This is a genomic window from Roseitranquillus sediminis (assembly GCF_016918935.1).
Lineage (GTDB): Bacteria > Pseudomonadota > Alphaproteobacteria > Rhodobacterales > Rhodobacteraceae > Roseitranquillus > Roseitranquillus sediminis.
Window position 1 is genome coordinate 78,961 of sequence record NZ_JAFFOB010000005.1, and the last position, 22,066, is coordinate 101,026.

Below are 22,066 nucleotides of genomic sequence, written 5' to 3' on the forward strand. Positions count from 1 at the left end.
GTCCCCTGCTGCCTCGGAAATCGCGCTTAGCGGCGTGCGCCAGGCATGTCCAGCGCGCCGCGCCCCACACGGCGGCGAAAGATGTCGCAGCGTAACCCGCTGCTCACGCCTGCAGCTCGGCGTCCCAGTAGAGGAAGTCGAGCCACGTCTCGTGCAGGTGGTTCGGCGGAAACTTGCGGCCCTGGTTCTTGAGCTCTTCCGCGCCGGGCTGGCAGGGCGTGCGCCTGAGGCTCATGCCTGCCTTGCGCAGCGAGCGCGAGCCCTTGCGCAGATTGCACGTCGCGCAGGCGGCCACGACGTTGTCCCAGCTCGTGACGCCGCCGCGCGAGCGGGGGATCACGTGGTCGAAGGTCAGCTCTCCCTTGCTGCCGCAATACTGGCAGGCGAACTCGTCCCGCAGGAAGAGATTGAAGCGCGTGAAGGCCACGCGCTTCTGCGGCTTTACATAGTCCCTCAGGACGACGACCGACGGTATGCGGATCGAGGTCGAGGGACTTCGCACACAGGTGTCGTACTCGGCCACGATCTGCACCCGGTCGAGCCACGCGGCCTTGATCGCCTCCTGCCAGGGCCAGAGTGATAGCGGGTAATAGCTGAGCGGTCGGTAGTCGGCGTTCAGGACCAGCGCCGGATGGTGCCTCAGACTTTGCGGCTCGCGCACGAAGCTCGCCCTGAAGTCGCCATTCATCAGTCGTCACTCCGCCTGCGCCCGGCGGAGGCGCCTCCGCCCTGCAGTCGACTATATATGTCGCGATTCATGTGACAAGCCCCACGAAATCGTGTGGGTTCTGCCGTAGCTGCCACGGGTGACAGGCGCGTGACGCTCAGCCGAGCCCGAGCTTCTCGCGAAGAAAGTGCAGCGCGACACCCAGCCCGTCGGGCGCGATGCCGTGCGCGGTGCCCCGCATGACGAAGGCTGAAACGTCGAAGCCCGCCTCCTGCAGCGCCTTCGCCGCCTCGGGCAGGTGCTCCGGAGGCACCACTTCGTCGGCGTCGCCGTGCAGCAGCAGGACCGGCATCCGCGAGACCACCTCGCCCGGCAGCCGCTCCGGCCCGACCAGACGTCCGGAAAAGCCCACGACGCAGGCCAGCGGCTCCTGCCGGCGCGGCGCGACGTGCAGCGACATCATCGTCCCCTGGCTGAAACCCACGAGGGCCAGCCGCTCGGGCGCCAGCCCCTCGTCCGCCAGCACCTTGTCAATGAAGGCGTTCAGGTCGGCCACGGATCGCGTCATGCTCGCCTCGGCCGCCGCCTCGGTCGATCCGTCGAGCCACGGGATCGGAAACCACTGCCGCCCCATCGGGTTGCCGGTGCAGGGCTCCGGCGCATCCGGCGCGTAAAACGCCACCCCCGGCATGTGCGGCGCCAGCGGCTCGGCCAGCGACAGCAGGTCCCGCCCGTCCGCGCCGTAGCCGTGCACGAAGACCAGCGCCGCCGTCGCGTCCTTCGGCCCCTTACGCCCGCTCGTCAGTTCCCGCGTCACCTGATGCCCTCCCGCTCCTTGGCGACGCGGTAGTAGGCCCAGAGCAGCCGGGCCGCAACGGCGCGCCATGGCGACCATGGCGCCGCCATCTCCCTCAGCTCACGCTCCGTCGGCCGCGCCTCCAGCTCGAACAGCAGCCGCGCCGCCTCCTGCAGCGCCAGGTCCGCCGGCGCGAACACGTCGGCCCGCCCGAGCGAAAACATCGCGTAGATCTCCGCCGTCCAGCGCCCGATGCCCGGCACCTCGACCAGCGCCGCGACCACCTCCTCGTCCGAGGCGTCGCGCAGGCTGCGATAGGGCAGCCGCGCCTGCGCCAGTGCGCGGGCATAGCGGATCTTCTGCCGCGACAGGCCGCACGCCCGCAGCTCCTCGTCGCTCGCGACCACGATCGCGCGCGGCCCCGTCAGCCGCGCCGTCTCGAGTCGCGCCCAGATCGCGTCGGCAGCCGCGACCGAGACCTGCTGGCTCACGATCGCGCTCAGGAGCGGCCGGAACCCATCCTGCCGCCGCCTCAGCGGCAGCGGCCCGGTCCGCTCGAGCGCACGGGCGAAGCGCGGCTCCGCGGCCGCCAGCCACGCCGCGCCCTCCGCCACGCAGGCGGGCGTCTCGATGATCCGTCCTACCGGTGTGATCCCTGTCGCGTTGCTCATGGCCGCGACGTGAACCGAAAGCTGTGGCTGTGGTCAAGGCGGGCCGGGCGCCGTCCCTTGCCGCGCCGCACGGGCTGCGCTAGCGCGTCGGAATGGACGCTTCCCCCACCCGCGCGCGGCGCAACGTCGCCGTCCTCGTCGCCGCGCAGGCGTTTCTTGGGGCGCAGATGCCGATGATCTTCACGATCGGCGGCCTGGCGGGGCAGTCGCTCGCGACCAACCCTTGCTTCGCCACGCTGCCGATCTCGCTCATCGTGCTCGGATCGATGCTGTCGGCGCAGCCGCTCGCGGCGCTGATGCAGCGTTTCGGCCGCCGCGCCGGTTTCCTGGTCGGCGCCCTGGGCGGCGCGAGCGGCGCGGCCGTCGGCGCCTGGGGCCTCGTTCAGGCAAGCTTCCCGATCTTCCTCGCGGGTTCGCTCCTGACCGGCATCTATATGTCGTCGCAGGGCTTCTTCCGCTTCGCCGCCGCCGACACCGCCGAGGAGGCGTTCCGCCCGAAGGCCATCAGCTACGTCATGGCGGGCGGCCTCGTCTCCGCGCTGATCGGCCCGCAGCTCGTCAAGATGACGTCCGAGGCGCTGGTGGTGCCGTTCCTCGGCACCTACCTCGCCGTCATCGCGATCAACGCCTTCGGTGCGCTCCTGTTCTTCGCGCTGGACATCCCGCGCCCGCCGGCGCCGAGCGCGGACGCGCCGCTCGGGCGCACCCGGCTCGAGCTGCTGCGCACGCCCCGGATAGCCGTCGCGATCATCTGCGCGATGGTCAGCTACGCGCTGATGAACCTCGTGATGACCTCGACGCCGCTCGCCGTCGTCGGGTGCGGCTACAGCCAGGGAGACGCGGCCGACGTCGTGTCGGCGCACGTGCTGGCGATGTTCGCACCCTCGTTCTTCACCGGGCACCTGATCGCCCGGTTCGGTGTCGAGCGCATCCTCGCGCTCGGCCTCGCGATCCTCGCGGCCAGTGGCGTCGTCGGCCTCGCCGGCGTCGATCTCGCCAACTTCTTCGGGGCGCTGATGCTGCTCGGCATCGGCTGGAACTTCGGCTTCATAGGCGCCACCACCATGCTCGCCGGCGCGCACCGCCCCGAAGAACGGGGCCACGTGCAGGGCATGAACGACGCGATCGTCTTCGGTTGCGTCACCGTCGCCTCGCTCGCCTCGGGCGGTCTGATGAATTGCTCCGGCGGCACGCCTGTCGAGGGCTGGATGGCAGTCAACTACGCGATGGTGCCGTTCCTGACGCTCGCGGGCGGGGCGCTCGTCTGGCTTGCGCTGCGACCTCGCGGCACCTGATCCGCCGAAGGCACCGCCCGGAGAGGGCCATGGGTGGGCCGCGATGCCCCCGCCGCCAGGGCGACGGCTGCCGGGGCGGGGCCCGAGACGGGCGGTCAGACCCGGCCTGTGGCCGCCGCCCACATCAGCCGCAGGCGCCGCCGGAACTCCGACGCCTTCAGCGCCCCCCGCTCCACTGCCTCCGGGTCCTTCCACGCTTTCCGCAGCACCCCCTCGGCCTGCCAAGCCGCAAGCAATGCCGGCCGCGCTGTCGCCTCTTGGTCGCGGCGCCCGCGTTGCAGGCGCTCCAGCCCCTTCTCGGCCATCGACGTCAGATCAGCGCCCGGCGGCAGCGGCACGCGCCCATGCAACGCGAGTTGCGGCACGCCCAGCAGGTAGTTCGCTAGTGCCCCCGCCCACGCCACGTCTCGCACCGCCCTCTCTCCCGACGCCCCCAGCGCCCGCGCCGCAACCCACGCAAGCGTGCCGCCGGTCTCGTCGAGGTATCGATCGAACGCCGCCATTTCCGCGAACGGCTGGACCTCCACATCCATCCGCCGCGCTGCCACCAGTCGGTCGAGCAGCCGCGCACCCTCCGCGTCCAGCACCTCCGCCAGCGGCAGTGACACCTCATGGCGGCGGACAGGACGGCCCTCGGCGATCTCGTCCAAGGCGTCGCGCCACCATTGCAGCCGCATCTCGACGATCAGCGGCTCGGCGCTGGCCCACGGCGCCCGCGCTACCTCCAGGTTGAAGGCGTAGAGCGGGAACAGCACCCGCCGCGCCCCGACAGGCGCCGCCATTGCCGCGAGAAAGCGGTCGGGGTCGCCGCGCTGCACGAGCTCGGCGCAGGCCTTGACGCTCATGCCGGGCGCACGACCGACAGCAGGTAGCCAAAGCTCCGACGATGCCGCCGCCACAGGTCGATCTCGACCGCCTCCTCGTCGAGCACAGCGGCGAGCTCCGCCGACGCCCCCGGCCGCAGCGCCGCGATCTGCTCTTCCAGCGGCCGGTAGTACGCCTCCCACGCCGCGTCGGAGAGGACCCGCGTGGCGAGTGTCTCGTAGCCCGCCGCCTCGACCTGCCCGGCCACACCGGCCACGTCGGTCATCGCCGGGTACCGCTGCCAGAAGGTGCGCACCTCGTCCGGCGGGTTCGGCACCAGATAGCAGAGCTGGCTGAATGCCACGGCCCCGCCCTCGGCCAACGCATCGCGCCAGGCGACGAGACCGTCGGTCACGTCCAGGAAATAGAGAGCGCCAGCCGACCAGATCAGGTCGTAGGGCCCGCTCAGCTGGGCCATGTCGCCCTGCCGCGCGTCGACCCGGTCGAGCCGCCGCGCCGCCACCGCCTCGACGAAGTCAGGATGGAGGTCGACCGCCGTCACGTGCCCCTCCGGCACGGCCGTCAGCAGCGCCTCCAGATCGCCGCCGGGGCCGCATCCGGCGTCGCAGATCCGGGCGCCTGCAGGCGTACCCGCGGCGTCCACCGCCCAGGCCACGTCCGCCGCCTCGCCCGGCCCCTCGCGCGGCAGCCCATCATGGATCATGAAGAACGCATCCTCCGGCGTCATGCGCTGGCCTCGATCGGCAGCTCGCCGCAGTCGCGGATGAGCTTCCAGTTGATCGCGTCGAGCAGCGCCTCGAACGAGGCGTCGACGATGTTGGGCGACACGCCAACCGTCGACCAGCGCCGGCCCGAGCGGTCCTCGCTGTCGATCACCACCCGCGTCACCGCCTCGGTGCCGCCCTGCGTGATGCGCACCTTGAAGTCCACGAGGCGGATGTCGTCGATGTACTGCTGGTACGGCCCGAGATCCTTGGCCAAGGCCTTGGAGAGCGCGTTCACCGGCCCGCGGTCTGTTCCCGCCTCGTCGAGGCTCTCACTGACCGACAGCATCTTCTCGCCGCCGATTTTCACCACGACGACCGCCTCCGAGAGGCTCACCATTCGGTCGTACTTGTTCTTCCGCCGCTCGACCGTGACCTTGTAGCGCTTGACCTCGAAGAACTGTGGCAGCCGCCCCAGCTCCTCCCGCGCGACCAGCTCGAAGCTCGCCTGCGCGGTGTCGTAGCTGTAGCCTTGGTCCTCGCGCTCCTTCACCGTGTCCATGATCCGCGCCAGCGCCGGGTCGCCCGGCGCCACCGACAGCCCCATGTCGGCCAGCCGCGCCCGCAGATTGGACTGCCCCGCCTGGTTCGACATCGGCACGATGCGCGTGTTGCCCACGAGCGCCGGGTCGATGTGCTCGTAGGTGCTCGGATCCTTGGCGATGGCGCTCGCATGCAGCCCGGCCTTGTGCGCAAAGGCCGAGGCACCGACGTAGGGCGCGCTGCGCATCGGCACCCGGTTGAGGATGTCGTCCAGCATCCGGCTGGTCCGGGTCAGGCCCGCCAGCGCCTCCTCCGTCACGCCGATCTCGAAGCGGCGCGCGTAGTCGCTCTTGAGCAGCAGCGTCGGGATCAGGCTCGTCAGGTTGGCGTTCCCGCAGCGCTCGCCGAGGCCGTTCAGCGTGCCCTGCACCTGCCGCGCCCCAGCCTCGACCGCCGCGAGCGAGCCCGCGATTGCCTGCCCCGTGTCGTCATGGCAGTGGATGCCGAGCCGCTCGCCAGGGATGCCGGAGGCGATGACCTCGGCGGTGATCCGCCCGATCTCCGGTGGCAGCGTTCCGCCGTTGGTGTCGCAGAGCACGATCCACCGCGTGCCCGCGTTGAGCGCCGCGTGCAGGCACTCGAGCGCGTAATCCGGGTTCGCCATGTAGCCGTCGAAGAAGTGCTCGGCATCGAACAGCGCCTCACGGCTCTCCGCCACGTGTTCGAGCGAGCGGGCGATGTTCTCGACGTTCTCGTCGAGCGTAATACCCAGCGCCCGCTCGACGTGGAAGTCGTGCGTCTTGCCGACTAAGCAGACGGCGGGGGTGCCGGCGTTAATCACCGCAGCGAGCACGTCGTCGTTGGCCGCGGAGCGCCCGGCGCGCTTGGTCATGCCGAAGGCCACCATCGTCGCGCGGGTCTGCGGCGCGTCCTCGAAGAATGCGCTGTCGGTGGGATTCGCGCCGGGCCAGCCGCCCTCGATGTGGTCCACCCCGAGCCGGTCGAGCGCCAGCGCGATCTGCCGTTTCTCGTCGGCATTGAACTGCACGCCCTGCGTCTGCTGCCCGTCGCGCAAGGTGGTATCGTAGAGCCAGAGCCTTTCGCGCGTCATCGCGTTTCCGCCCCTGATCCAAGCATGCATTGCGCGTACATACCGCGTGCATACTCCGTGCATACGTCCGCCTGCCGACCGATCATTGCAGCGCCTCCAGTTTCGCCGGGTCGAAGTCGGGCGCAAAGTCATAAGTATAGCTGTCGCCGTGATCCTGAACGATTACACCAGCCTCTCTAAGACCATCCCGAATGCGGTCCGCGCGCGCGAAGTCTTTCATCTGACGTGCTTGGAAGCGTTCCGACATCAGGCCTTCAACCCGGCGGTCAACAGGCTCGGAAACCTCCGGCACCTTCGTCATCCAATCGCGCATCTCGTCGGTGAGAAGGCCGAGAAGCTGCGCACACGTCTTCATCTTCGCAAGGTCTTGGCGTCGATAGTCGATGCCTTGAGCCAACCAATGGAGGTGACTAATCGCTCCTGGAGTATTGAGGTCATCTGCCAGGTACCGGAGGAATCCTTTGTCGACTTCAGCCGCGGGCTCAATGTCTTGCGTTTTAAGGTGCCACTTCCGCAGCGTCGTCTCGGCCTCGCGCGCCTTCTTCTCGGTCCAGTCCATCGGGCTGCGGTAGTGCGTCGAGAGGAAGACGAAGCGGATCACCTCGCCCGGCCAGTCCTGGTCCAGCAGGTCGCGGACGGTGAAGAAGTTGCCGAGCGACTTCGACATCTTCTTTCCCTCGACCTGCAGCATCTCGTTGTGCATCCAGACCTGCGCGAAGCCGGCGCCGGGGTGGGCGCAGCGGGACTGCGCGATCTCGTTCTCGTGGTGCGGGAACATGAGGTCGTTGCCGCCGCCGTGGATGTCGAACGCGCGCCCCAGCAGCGCCTCGGACATCGCGGAGCACTCGATGTGCCAGCCGGGCCGGCCCCGGCCCCAGGGCGAGTCCCAGCCGGGCTGGTCCGGCGCCGACGGCTTCCAGAGGACGAAATCCATTGGGTCGCGCTTCCACGGCGCCACCTCGACCCGCGCGCCGGCGATCATGTCGTCCGTCGAGCGACCCGAGAGGCGGCCGTATTCGACGTAGCTGCCGACCGAAAAGAGGACGTGCCCCTCCGCCTCGTAGGCGTGACCGCGCGCGATCAGCGCCTCGATCATCGCCACCATCTGCGGGATGTAGGCGGTCGCGCGCGGCTGGTGCGTCGGCGGCAGCGCGCCGAGCGCCGCCATGTCCTCGGCATACCAGCGCGACGTCTCCTCGGTGATGGCGTCGATGGGGCGTCCCGTCTCGGCGGAGCGGGCGATGATCTTGTCGTCGACGTCGGTTATGTTGCGCACGTAGGTGACGTGCTGCGGCCCGTAGACATGCCGCAGCAGCCGGTAGAGCACGTCGAAGACGATCACCGGCCGGGCGTTGCCGAGATGCGCGCGATCGTAGACCGTGGGGCCGCAGACATACATCCGCACGTTTTGCGGATCGAGCGGGCGCAGCACCTCCTTGCGGCGCGTCGCGGTGTTGGTCAGGCGGATGTCGGGCATCAAGGCGTCCTCGAGAGGCGTCACCCGCGGGCCTTAGCAAGATCGTCGTCGTGGCGAAAGGCGACCGGCCCGCGTTCTGGTCAGCGGCAGATGCAGATGGTGGCGGCACAGGTCATGGCGCTGGACCATATCGCCGCTTCCCGCCCGTGCCAAGCGCGTCGGCATGGTGCCGGCGCCGTCAGAACGTGCCGAAGTCGAGCCACGCGTAGACTTCGTCCCAGAGCAGCTGCTCGAATTGCTCGGCCGTCTCCACGCTCCGTACGAGATCCTTCCACCTCTCGAAGTTGCCGCGGTAGGTCGAGATGATCTCGCCGGGGTTCGCGACCCCCTGCGCCTCGGCCGCCGCGATCACGGCCTGGTCCTGCGCCGCGAGGAAGTCCTCCATCAGCGCCGCGAACGCCGCATCATCGGCCTGCACGAGCTCGACGCCCTTCTCGCCCACCGCCCAGTCCAGTGCCGCCCGCTCCTCCTCCACGAAGTGGCCGCCGATCTGCATGGCCGAGACCATGGCACCCTTGCGCAGGTGCAGCTCCTTGTCCTCATCCGAGAGCACGTTCCACGCGTCGCGGTTCATCATCCAGCCTATCGTCGGGCCGGTCATGCCAAGCGGATAGTCGGTGTAGTGGGTGATGACGTCGCCAAGGCCGAACCTGCGCTGTTGCTCGACAGTGCCGAACACGCAGTCGATGTCGGCATCCTGCAGGAGCTCCAGCGCCTCCACCGGGCTTGCCGTTACGGCGGTCGCGCCGCCATGCTCGATCAGCCGGACGTTGCCGCCTGAAGCCTGAACCCTCAGTCCCGCAAGGTTGTCCACCGACCGGACCGGCGTGGTGCAGCCGAGGTGGTCAGGCGCGGCGGTCCAGCCCGCCAGCACGACCATCCCCAGGTCGCGCAGCTCCTCCCGGCATTGCAGGCAGTCGAGCAGGAGCGTCTCGAGCGACGCGCCGCCGGCGGCCAGCGTCTCGTCACCCGGCAGGACGGTGCGGTAGACCGCGTCGAGCGCCGGCACGGCCGAGGCCACGTCGCTCGCCCGGCCGATGCCGCCCTGCACGAGGCCGCTGCCGACCGCGTCCCACGTATCCATCAGGTTCACGAGCTGTCCGCCCGGAACGAGGCGCCAGGTGATGAGGCCCTGCGTCTCCTCCTCGATCTCCCGGAAGGCCTTCGGCAGGGCCACGCGGTTGACGTACTCCGACGCGGGCAGCCACGATCCGTAGGTGAAGTTCTGGGCCGCCGCAGCTCCTGCCGCCGCGGACGCGAGCGCCACCGTCGCGGCCAGACGCCTCCGCGACCGATGCAAAGCCTTCATCGATCTCCCTCCCGAGACGGTGCGTTCCCGCGCATCAGGTGCGGGTTCCACTGCAGCGACCCTGTTTGGCGCCGGCGCCAGCTGTCAAGCCGCGGCCCCTCCTCTCGCGCGTCTACGCGACCGCCGCGTTCTCCTCCGCGTCGATCGGGGGCAGTGCGAGGAAGACCCGCGGGTTGGTCTCGGCGATCTGCCGGAAATGGTCGTCGCCGAGCGTGTCGCGCAGGCGGATCGAGATCGCCTTCTCGCTCAGCCGCTCCTGCCGCGTCATGTAGAAGTCAGACCCGAACAGCACGCGCTCCCCCAGCTTTCTCTCCTGCAGGAAGATTCGCAGCAGTGGGGCGTACTCGTCGAACTTGAAGATCGTGTAGGAGATGTCGGTCCAGAGGTTCGGAAAGTCGCCCCGGCAGATCATGTCGTTGATCTGCCAGACCCAGTTCTTGCGCCGCGCGTCCGGGTCGTCGGGGTCGAAGCCGTCATTGATGTAGCTGCGCCAGTCGGCGTCGCCGCCGAAGTGGGCGAGGCAGACCCGCAGCTCCGGGTGTGCCTCCATCACCGGGATCCAGGCCTCGGGTCCCGAGACTTCGTCCCGCCGCCGCTGGTCCCAGCCCTTGCGATAGATGCCGCCGCGCGAGCAGTGGCTGATCACCGGCAGGCCCCGCTCGACGCAGAGCGGATAGATCTCCTCCATCAGGAGCGGGTGGTCGGGCGCGTAGCCGAGCTTCGGGTAGACCTTGAGGCCGCGGAAGCCGAGGGTCTCGACGCAGCGGCGGAATTCCGCGGCGGCGCCCGGTGTCGCGGGATGCACGCTGGCGAAGGGGATGACGCGCGGGCCGTAGACGCCGTCCTGCGTCAGTCGGTGGAGCTCGTCATGCTGGCCGCGGATCCCGATCTCGACCGGGCCGTGGCCGATGGGCTCCATGTCGAGCGGCAACACCACGAATTTCGCGTCCCGCGGGTAGTAGTGCAACGCCTCGCGCAGGACCTCGCGCTGGGTCGGCCTGCGCCCCGTGTCGTGGAACGCCTCGAGCCGCAGCAGGTAGGAATGCGCGCTGGTGTGCCAACGCATGGCGTTGCGCACCCAGCGCAGCAGGAACGGCGCGTAGCGGAACGCCACCGCCGCCTTGAACGGAAAGTAGCGCGGCGTGTGGCGCGTGGTGAAGGTATGGATGTGGCAGTTGATGATCTTCGTCATGCGCGTCCCCCGACCGTCCCGCTGCGGATGCTAGCACGGCGCGCATCGTTCAGGAACAACGCTCTAGGCGCGGAGGAACGTCAGGTAGTGCGGCTTCCGCCCCTCGCGCAGGGCCTTTGCCTCGTAGCGCGTGCGGGTCCAGTCGGGCCACGGCGTGCGCCAGTCGCGCGCGGCGCGGGCGGTCCAGCGAAAGCCGTGCCGCGGCACCTCCTCCAGCGTCTGCCGGACGTAGTCGGGGATGTCGGTGGCGATCCTGAGTTCCGCGCCCGGCGCCATGACGCGAGCGAGCGGTTCGAGGTGTTCCGCCGTCACGAAGCGCCGGCGGTGGTGCCGCGCCTTGGGCCAGGGATCGGGATAGAGGAGCAACGCGCGCGCGATGCTCGCCTCCGGCAGCACGTCGAAGAGGTCGCGAGCATCGCCGGGATGGATGGCGACGTTGTCCACCCTCGCCTCGCGGATCCGAGCCAGCAGCATGGCGACGCCGTTGATGAAGGGCTCGGCGCCGAGAATGGCCACCTCCGGGTTGCGGGCGGCCTGATGGACCATGTGCTCGCCGCCGCCGAAGCCGATCTCGAGCCAGAGGGGGCGGTCGCCGAACCGGCGCCCGAGGTCGAGCGGCTTGCGGTCGGGATTGTCTTCGCGGTCCACGGGACCGGGCGAAAGGGCAGCGAGGTCCTCGCGCAGATAGCGCCGCTGGCTGTCGCGCAGGGTCTTGCCGCGGCGGCGGCCGTAGAAGTTGCGCCAAGGCGCGCCGCTCTCGTGGGTCCTGTCAGACATGGCCGCGCAGTTGCCAGAGCAGGTGGCCGGCGGTCAAGCCGTGAGAGGCACCGTCCGGCTTGATGGGTTCTGAAGGGTCCCGGTCGCCGGACCGGCGCGTGACCGCGCGGCACGCCGGCCCGAGCGGCACCCGGGGCGGCAGCCGGCACCTGCGCCGGGACGGAGCGCCCCGCGCGTCAGCGCGGGCGGTCGGGCGAGTGCGGGGCCCATCGGGCCCCGTCGAGCCCGGCCGCGCCCCTCAGACGGCCCGGCGCAGCGCGTCCGCCAGGTCCGTCCGCTCCCAGCTGAACCCGCCTTCGCTGTCGGGCTCGCGCCCGAAGTGCCCGTAGGCCGCCGTCCGCTGGTAGATCGGCCGGTTGAGGCTCAGATGCTCGCGGATGCCGCGCGGTGTGAGGTCCATCACCTGCGCTATCGCAGTCTCGATCGCCTCCGGCGGCACCTCGCCGGTGCCGTAGGTTTCGGCATAGATCGAGAGCGGCCGCGCCACGCCGATCGCGTAGCTGAGCTGGATCAGGCACCGCTCGGCCAGCCCTGCCGCCACGACGTTCTTCGCCAGATAGCGTGCGGCGTAGGCGGCGGAGCGGTCCACCTTGGTCGGGTCCTTGCCCGAGAAGGCGCCGCCCCCGTGCGGAGCCGCGCCGCCATAGGTGTCGACGATGATCTTCCGGCCCGTGAGCCCCGCGTCCCCGTCCGGTCCACCGATGACGAACGTGCCGGTGGGATTGACCCACCACTCCGTCCGGTCCGTAAGCCAACCGTCGGGCAGCACCTCGCGCACGTAGGGCTCGACGATCTCGCGGATGTCGTCGCTGGTCTGGCCCTCGTCCGAATGCTGCGTCGAGAGCACCAGTTGCACGACCTCGACCGGCTTGCCGCCCTCGTAGCGCAGGCTCAGCTGGGTCTTGGCGTCCGGCCTGAGCGTCGGCTCGGCACCCGACTTTCGCGCCTCCGCCAGCCGCTTCAGGATCGCGTGGGAGTAGAGGATCGGCGCCGGCATCAGCTGCGGCGTCTCGCGCACCGCATAGCCGAACATGATGCCCTGATCGCCGGCGCCTTCGTCCTTGTTGCCGCTTGCATTCACGCCCTGCGCGATGTGGGCGGACTGCCGGTGCAGAAGGTTCGTGACCTCGCAGGTGGCGTGGTGGAACTTGTCCTGCTCGTAGCCGATGTCGCGGATGCAGTCGCGCGCGATCGCCTCGACCCGTTCGAGCTGCTCGCTGAGCGCGTCCGCGTCCGTCAGGCCGATCTCGCCGCCGATCACCACCCGGTCCGTGGTCGCGAAGGTCTCGCAGGCGACGCGCGCCTCGGGCTGGACCTCGAGCAGGGCGTCGAGGACGGCGTCCGAGATCCGGTCGCACAACTTGTCGGGGTGCCCCTCCGAAACGCTTTCGGAGGTGAAGATGTAGTTCTGGCGGCTCATTTGGGATTTTGCTCCATTGGGTTCACGCCGCCACGCCAGGAAGCCGTTGTGACGACGGCCCCCTGCGTTATCCCCGGGTGAGATCCCGGTCAATCGCGATTTCTGAATGTCGTAAATGCCGCCGCGCCGAGGAGGAGCACCACGAGGACCGGCAGGTTCCCCGTCCGCGCGTAGAGAGTTGGCGGAGCCGCCGCCGGCAGCGCCGCGTCGATGTATCCGGCGCGCCCCAGGGGCAGCGACCGCAGCACCCGCCCGCGCGCATCGATCACGGCCGAGACGCCCGTGTTCGCCACGCGGATCATCGGCAGGCCCTGCTCCACCGCCCGGAACCGCGCCTGCGCGAGATGCTGATAGGGACCCGAGAACGTTCCGAACCAGGCATCGTTCGTGACCTGCAAGAGCCAGTCGGGCCGCTCCGGCGCGCCCGCCACCTCCTGCGGGAAGATTGCCTCGTAACAGATCAGCGGCAGCGGCCGGCCGAGCGGGCCGAGGTCCAGCAGCCGCGCCCCCGGCCCGGCCGAGAAGCCGTAGCCGTCCTGCGCCGCAAAACTCCGCAGGCCGAGCCAACGCCCGAGGCCGCCGAGCGGGATGTACTCGCCGAAGGGCACGAGGTGGTGTTTGTCGTAGACTTCGACCTGCCTGCCGTCGGCATCCACGACCACCAGCGAGTTGAACGCCAGCTGCTCCTCGGCGCGCTGCGCTCCCAGCACCAGCGTCGCCCCCCGTGCCGCCACGGACGCGCGCTCCAGCGCCGGACCGGCCTGGTCGAGCCACCACGGGATCGCCGTCTCCGGCCATACCACGAGGTCCGGCGGCTCGCCCGCAGCCGTAAACTCCACCTGCCGTTCGAAAAAGACGCGCGCCCGCTCGGGATCCCACTTGTCCTGCTGAGGCGCATTAGGCTGGACGAGCCGCACGATCGGGTCGCGCGTGTCGTCGACGAGCGGCGCCTGCGCCAGCCACCAGCCGGCAGCCGCCACCGCAGCCAGCGGCAGGGCGCTCGCCAGGGCCGGCATCCACTTTCGCCGCAGGGCCTGCGCGAGACCGACCGCCGCCAGCAGCGTCAGGAGCGTCAGCCCATGGGGCCCCACCAGCGCGGCGGCATGAATGGCCGGCGTCTCGCTCCAGCCATAGGCGATGAGCGCCCACGGAAAGCCGCCGAGCACGACGGACCTGACCCCCTCGCCGGCCGTCAGAGTGAGAACCAGCGCCAGCGGCCGCCGGGCAGGCCGTACCACGCCCGCCCCTGCAAAGGCGGCGGCCCAGAAGAGAGAGAACCCGAAGGCGGAGAAGAGCAGCGCGAAGGGCGCCATCCAGCCGTGGCGCGGCGGGTCGATCAGGAACGGCTCGACGATCCAGTGGAGCGCGAGCGCGAAGTAGCCGACACCGAACGCCCACCCGATCCACGCCGCCTGTCGCGCTCCTGTGGCCCGGCGCAGCAGCACGGTCGCGCCGGCGAGACCGAGGAGGAGCGCCGGCGGAAGCGCGAACGGCACCTGCCCCAGCGCCGCAAGCGCGCCCAGCGCCACGGCGACCGCCAATGTGCCGCGCACGCCGAGTTCACGCCGCCAGGGCAGAGCGGCGGCCGCCTCAGGCACTCTGCACGCCGGCGAGTCGCACCCGCAAGCGCTTGATCCGCCGGGGATCCGCGTCGACCACCTCGAAATCGGGACCGGTCGGATGGTGGATGACCTCACCACGCGCCGGCACGCGGCCCGCGAGCATGAAGACAAGTCCGCCGACGGTGTCGATCTCCTCCTCGTCCTCAACATCGACGAGGCGGCGCCCGATCGCGCCCTCGAACTCGTCGAGCGGCGCGCGTGACTGCACCAGCCAGCAATCCTCCGACTCCTGCGTCCAGTAGCCGTCCTCGGCGATGTCGTGTTCGTCCTCGATCTCGCCCACGACCTGCTCGATCAGGTCCTCGATCGTGACGAGGCCATCGACGCCACCATACTCGTCGATCACCAGCGCCATGTGCATCCGCTCGGCCTGCATCTTGGTCAGCAGGATTCCGATCGGCATCGACGGCGGCACGTAGAGCAACGGGCGCAGGAGCTTTCGCACGTCGAAATCCGGCGTCGTGCCGTTGAAGCCGTGCTGGAGCGCGAAGTCCTTGAGGTGGATCATCCCCACAGGCGTGTCGAGTGTGCCGTCGTAGACCGGCAGGCGCGTCATGCCGCTCTCGCGGAAGATGGCCACCAGCGCGTCCTTGTCGGTATCGGCCGAGACGGCGACGATCTCGGCCTTGGGGATGGCCACGTCCTCGACCCGCATCCGTCGCAGGTTGAGCAGGCCAGGCCGCGGCTCGGGCCGCGGCGCGTCGAGCTGCGCGTTCGCCTGCCCTTCGGCGCCTGTGAATGCTCCCACGAGCCGGCTCAGAAAGCCGGTGCCCCCTCGGCCGTCGCCTTGATCGTGTTCGCTCGAGTCGTCCTGGTGCGCGCCCCGCGCTGCTTCCGTAGAGCCGTCGCCGATATCGGCCATCTTCCCTTTCCGATCTGCGCCCGACGCGTTCGTCAGGCCGAATATGGGTCAGCGAGCCCGAGCGTGGCAAGTACCTCGACTTCCACCCGCTCCATCAGCTGCGCGTCCGCCTCATCCTCGTGGTCGTACCCGAGGAGATGCAACGTACCGTGAACGAGCAGATGCGCGACGTGTTCCTCGAATGGCTTTCCGGCCGCCCGCGCCTCCGCCTCGCATGTCTCCCAGGCAAGGGCGATGTCGCCGAGGCTGTCGCCCCGCGGCGGCTCCGGCTTCGCCCCCGCCTGCGCCGCGCCCCGCTCCTCGGACGGCCATGACAGGACGTTGGTCGGCTTCTCCTTGCCGCGGAACTGGGCGTTGAGCTCGGCGATCCGGGCGTCGCTGCAGCCCATCACCACGATCTCCCAAGCGTCCGGGTCCAGCCCCTGGTGCCGCAAGGTCGCGTCGCAGGCGCGATCGGCCAGCGCCTGTAGCATTGCCCAGCGATCATCCTCGAGAACGGCGTCAACCATCGTCCGCGTCGTAGGCCTCGATGATCCGCGCTACCAGCGGGTGCCGCACCACGTCCTTCGAGGTGAAGTAGTTGAAGGATATGCCCTTCACGTCCTTCAGCAGCCGCTCGGCGTCAGCGAGGCCGCTCGTCTGCCCGCGCGGCAGATCGACCTGCGTCCGGTCGCCCGTCACCACCATCCGGCTGCCCTCGCCGAGGCGCGTCAGGAACATCTTCATCTGCATCGCCGTGGCGTTCTGCGCCTCGTCCAGCACGACGAAGGCGTTGGTCAGCGTCCGTCCCCGCATGAACGCGAGCGGCGCGATCTCGATCCGCTTCTCCTCGCGCAGGCGGGCCAGCTGCTTGCCGGGCAGGAAGTCGTTCAGCGCGTCGTAGAGCGGCTGCATGTAGGGGTCGACCTTCTCCTCCATTGCGCCGGGAAGGAAGCCGAGACGCTCGCCCGCCTCGACCGCGGGGCGACTCAGGATGATGCGGTCGACATGCCCGCCGATGAACATGCTGACGCCCACCGCCACGGCCATGTAGGTCTTGCCGGTCCCCGCAGGCCCGATCCCGAAGGCGAGCTCATGCGCGAAGAGCGACTGGACGTAGGCCTTCTGCGCGTCGGTCCGCGGCTCGACGAATTTCTTGCGCGTCTTGATTTCGACCCGGCCGCCCTGGAACAGCTCCATCTGATCGCCGTCGCGCGCGCCGGTCCCATCGGCGGTCCCGCCCATGCGAATTTCGGCGTCGAGCGTGCCGGCGTCGAGCGCACGCCCCTGCTCGAGCCGCGCGTAGAGATTGCGCAGGACCTCGGCCGCCCGCTCGCGCGCATCCTCATCCCCGATCACGACGAGCTGGTTGCCCCTTCGCGTGATGTGGACCGAGAGCCGCTGCTCGATGTTCGCCAGATTGCGGTCGAACTCGCCGCAAAGGTCGATGAGCAGACGGTTGTCGGGAAACTGGAGGGCGGTCTCGGGGACCTCGCCGGTGTCTGGCGATGTGGTCGGCGCGCTAATGGCCAATCGATGCTCCGGTCACTGGTGGCTCTGATGGTGCCAACGGGCGCGGCGCGGCGCAAGCGCCGCCTGCGCCTGTCACCGAAACATCATCCGGCGCAGAGTTCGCCCGCGAGTGAATTGGGCGCGCTACCGGTAATCCGCACCCGCCGCAACATGCCGGGCGCGACGTCCGCCGTCACGTGCACGGCGTGCAGGTGGTCCGACTTGCCCGCCATCTGGCCCGGCATCCGGCCCGGCCGCTCGAAGAGGACGCCCACCTCGCGCCCGACCATGGCGTCCTGCGTCGCGCGCTGCTGCCGCGTCAGCAGCGCCTGCAACCGCTGCAGCCGGTCGTCGGCTTCGGCGGGGTCGACCTGCGCGCGCTCCGCCGCGGGCGTGCCGGGGCGCGGCGAGTACTTGAAGCTGAACGCCGAGGCGTAGCCGACACGCTCCACCAGCGCGAGCGTCTCGGCGAAGTCGGCCTCGGTCTCCTCGGGAAACCCCACGATGAAGTCGCCCGAAAGCGCGATGTCGGGCCGCGCGGCGCGGATCCGCTCGATCAGCCGGACATAGCTCTCTGCCGTGTGCTTGCGGTTCATCCGCTTCAGCACCCGGTCCGAGCCCGCCTGCACCGGCAGGTGGAGGTACGGCATCAGCTTCTCCACCTCGCCATGTGCCGCGATCAGATCGTCCGACATGTCGTTCGGGTGGCTCGTCGTGTAGCGGATGCGCTCCAGCCCGTCGATCCCGGCCAGCGATCGGATCAACAGGGCGAGGCTCCAGTCGCCGCCATGGTAGGCGTTGACATTCTGGCCGAGCAGCGTAATCTCGCGCACGCCGCGTTCCACCAGGTCGCGCGCCTCGGCGAGCACCCGTTCCGGGGGGCGGCTCACCTCGGCGCCGCGGGTATAGGGCACAACGCAGAACGCGCAGAACTTGTCGCAGCCCTCCTGCACCGTCAGGAACGCCGTCGGCCCGCGTGCAGCGCGCCGGCCGCGCAGGTGCTCGAACTTGTCCTCGGCCGGAAAGTCAGTGTCGATGGCCTGCCGCCCTTCCCGCGCCCGCGCCTCGAGCTCGGGCAGGCGGTGATAGCTCTGCGGCCCGACCACCAGGTCGACGAGCGGCTGGCGGCGCATGATCTCCGCGCCCTCGGCCTGCGCGACGCAGCCCGCCACGCCGATGCGCAGGTCCGGGTTTGTGGCCTTCAGTCCCTTGAGGCGGCCGAGCTCCGAGTAGACCTTCTCCGCCGCCTTCTCGCGAATGTGGCAGGTGTTGAGCAGGATCAGGTCAGCCTCGTCCGGCGACGCGACCTGCTCATAGCCGCTCAGCGACTCCGCCATCCGCTCGCTGTCATAGACGTTCATCTGACAGCCGTAGGTCCTGATGAAGAGCTTGCGCGGCTGGCCCATCGCACCGTCCTTGGGAGATATGGCGCGCGTCCTACACGAGCGCGCCGCCGCACGCAACGAAGCCGCGACGCGACCAAGGCTTTCGGATTGGGACGGCGAAGCCCCGGCACCTGACAGTCACGTTCCCCGCGTAACCTGACGCACGTCGCGCGAACCGGACCACGGCGCGGACGGTGATGGCCCTCAGTCGGGCCGGGAGGAGGTGCGGCGCAGGCGGATCACCACGTCGACGCTGGCGATTTCGGCGCCTTCGGGCGCGCGGGGGAGGCGCGTGATCTGCAGCTCGCCTGAGGGCGCGTCAGTCAGCGTGGCGGTGTCTTCCCAGTAGAAGTGCGGGTGGTCGTCGGTGCGGGTGTCGAAGTAGCTCTTCGACCCGTCGACGGTGACCTCCTGCATCAGCCCCGCATCGCAGAAGGCGCGCAGCGTGTTGTAGACGGTGGCGAGCGATACCCCGGTCCCGCTGCGCTGCGCGGCGGCGTGCAGGCTCTCGGCGGTGACGTGCCGGTTCTCGCCGTCGCCCACCAGAAGGGCGGCCAGAGTGACCCGCTGCCGTGTCGGCCTCAGGCCGGCGCCGGCAAGCCAGTCGGTGCCGCGCGTGATGTCGTCCTGGGTCTGCCGCCTATCGCTCATCGGCCTCATATAAGCGCCGCAGGCACAGGTTTTCAAACGGATTGTCCGGCACGCCAGCCGGTCGCTTGCCCTTCCGCGACACCCGGTGGTAGAGGTGCCGCCAACGCGACGCCGTCCGGAGGGGGCGAATAGTGGCCGATTTTCCCAGCACTTTCGACAAGGAGGGTCTGCTGGAATGCGCCCGGGGCGAACTCTTCGGCCCCGGCAACCCGCAGTTGCCCGAACCGCCGATGCTGATGATGGACCGCGTGACCGAGATCAGCGGCGATGGCGGTCTGCACGGCAAGGGCCACGTCGTGGCCGAGTTCGACATCGACCCGGACCTCTGGTTCTTCAAGTGCCACTTCCCCGGCGACCCGGTGATGCCGGGCTGCCTCGGCCTCGACGCGCTCTGGCAGCTCACCGGTTTCAACCTCGGCTGGCGCGGGATGCAGGGCCGCGGCCGCGCCCTCGGCGTGGGCGAGGTGAAGTTCACCGGCATGGTCACGCCCAAGGTGAATCGCGTCACCTACCTTGTCGATTTCACCCGCGTGATAGATCGCAAGCTCAAGATGGGCATCGCCGACGGCCGGATGCTGGCCGACGGCGAGGAGATCTACGCAGCCACCGGGCTCAAGGTCGGCCTGTTCCAGGACTGACCCGGCCGCCAGCGGAGGAAAGCAATGCGTCGCGTCGTCGTCACCGGGCTGGGGATCGTCTCGCCCATCGGGAACAGCGCCGAGGAGGTTGCAGAGGCATTGAAGGCAGGCCGTTCCGGCATTGCCCGGGACGAGCAGATGGCCGAGCACGGCTTCCGCAGCCAGGTCAGCGGCGCGCCGAAGATCGACGTGACCGAGCACATCGACAAGCGGACGCTGCGCTTCATGGGCCCCGGCGCCGCCTACGCCCACATCTCGATGAGCCAAGCGATTGCCGACGCGGGGCTCGAGGAGCGGGACATCTCCAGCGCGTCGACCGGCCTGGTCGCGGGCTCGGGCGGACCCAGCACCTCGAACCTCTTCGCGGCGCACCAGATCGTGCTCAAGAACGGCTCGCCCAAGCGCATCGGGCCGCTGATGGTGCCGCGCGGCATGTCCTCGACGGTCAGCGCGAACCTATCGACGGCGTTCCGGATCAAGGGGATCAACTACTCGATCACCTCTGCCTGCTCGACCTCGCTGCACTGCATCGGCAACGCGGCCGAGCAGATCCAGATGGGCAAGCAGGACCTGATGTTCGCCGGCGGCGGCGAGGAGCTGGACTGGACCCTCTCCTGCCTCTTCGACGCGATGGGCGCGATGAGCTCCAAGTTCAACGACACGCCCGAGCGCGCAAGCCGCGCCTTCGACCGCGACCGCGACGGCTTCGTGATCGCCGGCGGCGGCGGCATGGTGGTGCTGGAGGATCTGGAGCGCGCGAAGGCCCGCGGCGCCAAGATCTACGCCGAGGTCACCGGCTACGCCGCCACCAGCGACGGTCACGACATGGTGGCGCCGTCGGGCGAAGGCGGCGAGCGGGCGATGCGGCTGGCGCTCAAGACCCTGCCCGAGGACCGCAAGGTCGGCTACATCAACGCCCACGGCACTTCGACCCCGGTCGGCGACGTGGGTGAGGTCGAGGCCGTGCGCCGCGTCTTCGGCGAGGGCCGCACGCCGCCGATCAGCTCGACCAAGTCGATGACCGGCCACAGCCAGGGCGCGACCGGCGCACAGGAGGCGGTCTACTGCCTGCTGATGCTGCGCGACGACTTCATCGCTCCTTCGATCAACGTCGATAACCTCGACCCCGCGCTCAAGCCCGAGGAGATCGCGACCGAGCGGGTCGACGATGCGGAGCTCGACACGGTGATGACGAACTCCTTCGGCTTTGGCGGGACCAACGGATCGATGCTGCTGTCGAGGTACCGCGATGCCTGAGCTGATGAAGGGCAAGCGCGGCCTCGTCATGGGCGTCGCCAACGACCACTCCATCGCCTGGGGCATCGCCCGCGCGCTGGCCGCGGAGGGCGCGGAGCTGGCCTTCAGCCACCAGGGCGAGGCGCTGCTGCGCCGGGTGCAGCCGCTGGCGGCGCAGGTGGGGTCCGACCTGCTCGTCGATGTCGACGTGATGGACGAGGCGCGGATGGACGCGGCCTTCGCCAGGCTCGCCGATGCGTGGGGCAGCCTCGACTTCGTCGTCCACGCCATCGCCTACTCTGACAAGAGCGAGCTGACGGGGAGGTTCATCGACACCTCGCTCGCCAACTTCCAGAAGACGCTGGCGATCTCCTGCTATTCGCTGATCGACGTAGCGCGGCGGTCGCGCCCACTGATGGTAAGCCAGGACGAGGGGCTGCAGGGCGGCTCGATCATGACCCTGACCTACCAGGGCTCGAACAAGGTCACGCCGTTCTACAACGTGATGGGCGTGGCCAAGGCGGGGCTGGAGGCGACGGTGCGCTACCTCGCCAACGACCTCGGGCCGGAGGGGATTCGCGTCAACGCGATCTCGCCCGGCCCGATGAAGACGCTGGCCGGCGCCGCGATCGGGGGCGCGCGACGCACCTTCCGCCACACCGGCGAGAACGCGCCGCTCAGGATGAACGCCACGCTCGAGGCGGTGGGCGGCACAGCAGTCTACCTCGCCTCGGACCACGGCGCCTGCACCACCGGCGAAATCATCCATGTCGACAGCGGTTACCACATCCTCGGCATGCCGCAGTCCGAGAACCTCAAGGCGTGAGACGGCCGGCACTGGTGGTCATCGGAGGCCTGCCAGCGACCGGAAAGACCACCATCGCCCGCCACTTCGCCGAGGCGGCCGGTGCCCTTCACCTGCGTATCGACAGCATCGAGCAGGCGCTGCGCGACGCCACCGGACTTGGCGATGATGTCGGCCCGGCCGGCTATGCGATCGCCTACGCCGTGGCGCGGGACAATCTGCGGCTCGGGCACGTGATCGTCGCCGACTGCGTCAACCCGGCGGCCTCGACGCGCGACGCATGGCGCATGGTCGCTGCAGGCCTTCCCGCGCCCTGCCTGGAGGTGGAGGTCGTGTGCAGCGACGCCGGCCTGCACCGCCGCCGGGCCGAGGTGCGCGAGACCGGCATCGACGGCCTCGCGCCGCCGGGCTGGCCGGCGATCCGCGCGCGGCGTTACGAGCCGTGGGAGGACGCGGACCTCGTGCTGGACACCGCCCGACTGTCGCCGGCCGAGGCGGTCGAGCGGGTGCTGGCCGCATTGCTGCCTCTCGCGGAGGGTTGAGCGCATCACGTTGTCGTTGCCGATGGTGAAGCCGCCCCCCGTCCGCC

Annotated in this window: 22 protein-coding genes and 1 riboswitch; of the genes, 5 read left to right on the forward strand and 17 right to left on the reverse strand. The window is 69.7% G+C overall.

The genetic code is table 11. From position 1 onward, the window contains the following. Positions 1-103 precede the first annotated feature (103 nt). From JM664_RS00860 to JM664_RS00870, 3 genes are all read right to left on the reverse strand, one after another. Positions 104-688 carry an HNH endonuclease gene (locus tag JM664_RS00860; RefSeq protein ID WP_227418008.1) on the reverse strand — a complete coding sequence of 195 codons (585 nt, stop codon included), beginning with the start codon at positions 686-688 and terminating at the stop codon, positions 104-106. A 136-nt stretch (positions 689-824) separates the two neighbouring features. Beyond that, on the reverse strand, positions 825-1,484 hold the full coding sequence (locus tag JM664_RS00865) for an alpha/beta hydrolase (protein WP_227418009.1): 660 nt from the start codon (positions 1,482-1,484) through the stop codon (positions 825-827). After that, positions 1,481-2,134, reverse strand: coding sequence for a DNA-3-methyladenine glycosylase family protein (locus tag JM664_RS00870; RefSeq protein WP_227418010.1), 654 nt, complete (start codon positions 2,132-2,134; stop codon positions 1,481-1,483). Before JM664_RS00870 ends, JM664_RS00865 begins: the two co-directional genes overlap by 4 nt. A 92-nt stretch (positions 2,135-2,226) precedes the next feature. Between JM664_RS00870 and JM664_RS00875 the strand changes: the two genes are divergently transcribed. Beyond that, on the forward strand, positions 2,227-3,429 hold the full coding sequence (locus tag JM664_RS00875) for an MFS transporter (RefSeq protein ID WP_227418011.1): 1,203 nt from the start codon (positions 2,227-2,229) through the stop codon (positions 3,427-3,429). Between the two features lie 95 nt (positions 3,430-3,524). Here JM664_RS00875 and JM664_RS00880 read toward each other — a convergent pair whose 3' ends face one another. From JM664_RS00880 to irrA, 14 genes are all read right to left on the reverse strand, one after another. Continuing rightward, positions 3,525-4,274: a squalene/phytoene synthase family protein gene (locus JM664_RS00880; RefSeq protein WP_227418012.1), complete on the reverse strand. Its 750-nt coding sequence runs from the start codon at positions 4,272-4,274 to the stop codon at positions 3,525-3,527. Then, positions 4,271-4,981, reverse strand: coding sequence for a class I SAM-dependent methyltransferase (locus JM664_RS00885; protein WP_227418013.1), 711 nt, complete (start codon positions 4,979-4,981; stop codon positions 4,271-4,273). The genes JM664_RS00880 and JM664_RS00885 overlap by 4 nt, the downstream gene beginning before the upstream one ends. Then, positions 4,978-6,612, reverse strand: a complete 1,635-nt coding sequence (gene cimA, locus JM664_RS00890; RefSeq protein ID WP_227418014.1) for a citramalate synthase — start codon at positions 6,610-6,612, stop codon at positions 4,978-4,980. Before cimA ends, JM664_RS00885 begins: the two co-directional genes overlap by 4 nt. 82 nt (positions 6,613-6,694) lie before the next feature. Further along, positions 6,695-8,089: a cysteine--tRNA ligase gene (gene cysS / locus JM664_RS00895; protein WP_227418015.1), complete on the reverse strand. Its 1,395-nt coding sequence runs from the start codon at positions 8,087-8,089 to the stop codon at positions 6,695-6,697. Positions 8,090-8,267: 178 nt separating this feature from the next. Then, positions 8,268-9,356: a type 2 periplasmic-binding domain-containing protein gene (locus JM664_RS00900; protein WP_227418016.1), complete on the reverse strand. Its 1,089-nt coding sequence runs from the start codon at positions 9,354-9,356 to the stop codon at positions 8,268-8,270. 154 nt (positions 9,357-9,510) lie between these two features. Next, the gene (locus tag JM664_RS00905) at positions 9,511-10,590 is read right to left on the reverse strand and encodes an amidohydrolase family protein (RefSeq protein ID WP_227418017.1); all 1,080 of its coding nucleotides are present in this window, start codon (positions 10,588-10,590) and stop codon (positions 9,511-9,513) included. Between the two features lie 63 nt (positions 10,591-10,653). Continuing rightward, positions 10,654-11,367, reverse strand: coding sequence for a tRNA (guanine(46)-N(7))-methyltransferase TrmB (gene trmB / locus JM664_RS00910; RefSeq protein ID WP_227418018.1), 714 nt, complete (start codon positions 11,365-11,367; stop codon positions 10,654-10,656). Positions 11,368-11,605: 238 nt separating this feature from the next. Then, a complete protein-coding gene (metK, locus tag JM664_RS00915) occupies positions 11,606-12,787 on the reverse strand; it encodes a methionine adenosyltransferase (RefSeq protein ID WP_227418019.1) in 1,182 nt (393 codons plus the stop codon). Between the two features lie 9 nt (positions 12,788-12,796). Continuing rightward, positions 12,797-12,845, reverse strand: a riboswitch (SAM-SAH riboswitch). Between the two features lie 31 nt (positions 12,846-12,876). After that, positions 12,877-14,385 (reverse strand): apolipoprotein N-acyltransferase, encoded by a 1,509-nt coding sequence (lnt, locus tag JM664_RS00920; RefSeq protein WP_227418020.1) that lies wholly within the window; start codon positions 14,383-14,385, stop codon positions 12,877-12,879. After that, entirely contained in the window at positions 14,378-15,271 is an 894-nt protein-coding gene (locus JM664_RS00925) for a hemolysin family protein (protein ID WP_227418021.1), read from the reverse strand. The genes lnt and JM664_RS00925 overlap by 8 nt, the downstream gene beginning before the upstream one ends. 32 nt (positions 15,272-15,303) lie before the next feature. Then, positions 15,304-15,780: an rRNA maturation RNase YbeY gene (gene ybeY / locus JM664_RS00930; protein ID WP_227418022.1), complete on the reverse strand. Its 477-nt coding sequence runs from the start codon at positions 15,778-15,780 to the stop codon at positions 15,304-15,306. Continuing rightward, positions 15,773-16,783 carry a PhoH family protein gene (locus JM664_RS00935; RefSeq protein WP_227418023.1) on the reverse strand — a complete coding sequence of 337 codons (1,011 nt, stop codon included), beginning with the start codon at positions 16,781-16,783 and terminating at the stop codon, positions 15,773-15,775. Before JM664_RS00935 ends, ybeY begins: the two co-directional genes overlap by 8 nt. An 83-nt stretch (positions 16,784-16,866) precedes the next feature. Next, positions 16,867-18,168: a tRNA (N6-isopentenyl adenosine(37)-C2)-methylthiotransferase MiaB gene (gene miaB / locus JM664_RS00940; protein ID WP_227418024.1), complete on the reverse strand. Its 1,302-nt coding sequence runs from the start codon at positions 18,166-18,168 to the stop codon at positions 16,867-16,869. A gap of 183 nt (positions 18,169-18,351) precedes the next feature. Next, positions 18,352-18,798 (reverse strand): iron response transcriptional regulator IrrA, encoded by a 447-nt coding sequence (gene irrA, locus JM664_RS00945; protein WP_227418025.1) that lies wholly within the window; start codon positions 18,796-18,798, stop codon positions 18,352-18,354. 131 nt (positions 18,799-18,929) lie between these two features. On the opposite strand from irrA, the gene fabA reads away from it, so the two are divergent. Genes fabA through JM664_RS00965 form a run of 4 tightly spaced genes read left to right on the forward strand, consistent with a single transcriptional unit; the run spans position 18,930 to position 22,019 of the window. Beyond that, positions 18,930-19,436 carry a bifunctional 3-hydroxydecanoyl-ACP dehydratase/trans-2-decenoyl-ACP isomerase gene (fabA, locus tag JM664_RS00950; protein WP_227418026.1) on the forward strand — a complete coding sequence of 169 codons (507 nt, stop codon included), beginning with the start codon at positions 18,930-18,932 and terminating at the stop codon, positions 19,434-19,436. A 24-nt stretch (positions 19,437-19,460) separates the two neighbouring features. Then, positions 19,461-20,693: a beta-ketoacyl-ACP synthase I gene (gene fabB, locus JM664_RS00955; RefSeq protein WP_227418027.1), complete on the forward strand. Its 1,233-nt coding sequence runs from the start codon at positions 19,461-19,463 to the stop codon at positions 20,691-20,693. Then, the gene (locus tag JM664_RS00960; protein WP_227418028.1) at positions 20,686-21,498 is read left to right on the forward strand and encodes an enoyl-ACP reductase FabI; all 813 of its coding nucleotides are present in this window, start codon (positions 20,686-20,688) and stop codon (positions 21,496-21,498) included. Before fabB ends, JM664_RS00960 begins: the two co-directional genes overlap by 8 nt. Beyond that, positions 21,495-22,019 carry an AAA family ATPase gene (locus JM664_RS00965; protein ID WP_227418029.1) on the forward strand — a complete coding sequence of 175 codons (525 nt, stop codon included), beginning with the start codon at positions 21,495-21,497 and terminating at the stop codon, positions 22,017-22,019. Before JM664_RS00960 ends, JM664_RS00965 begins: the two co-directional genes overlap by 4 nt. The last annotated feature ends 47 nt before the right edge of the window (positions 22,020-22,066 follow it).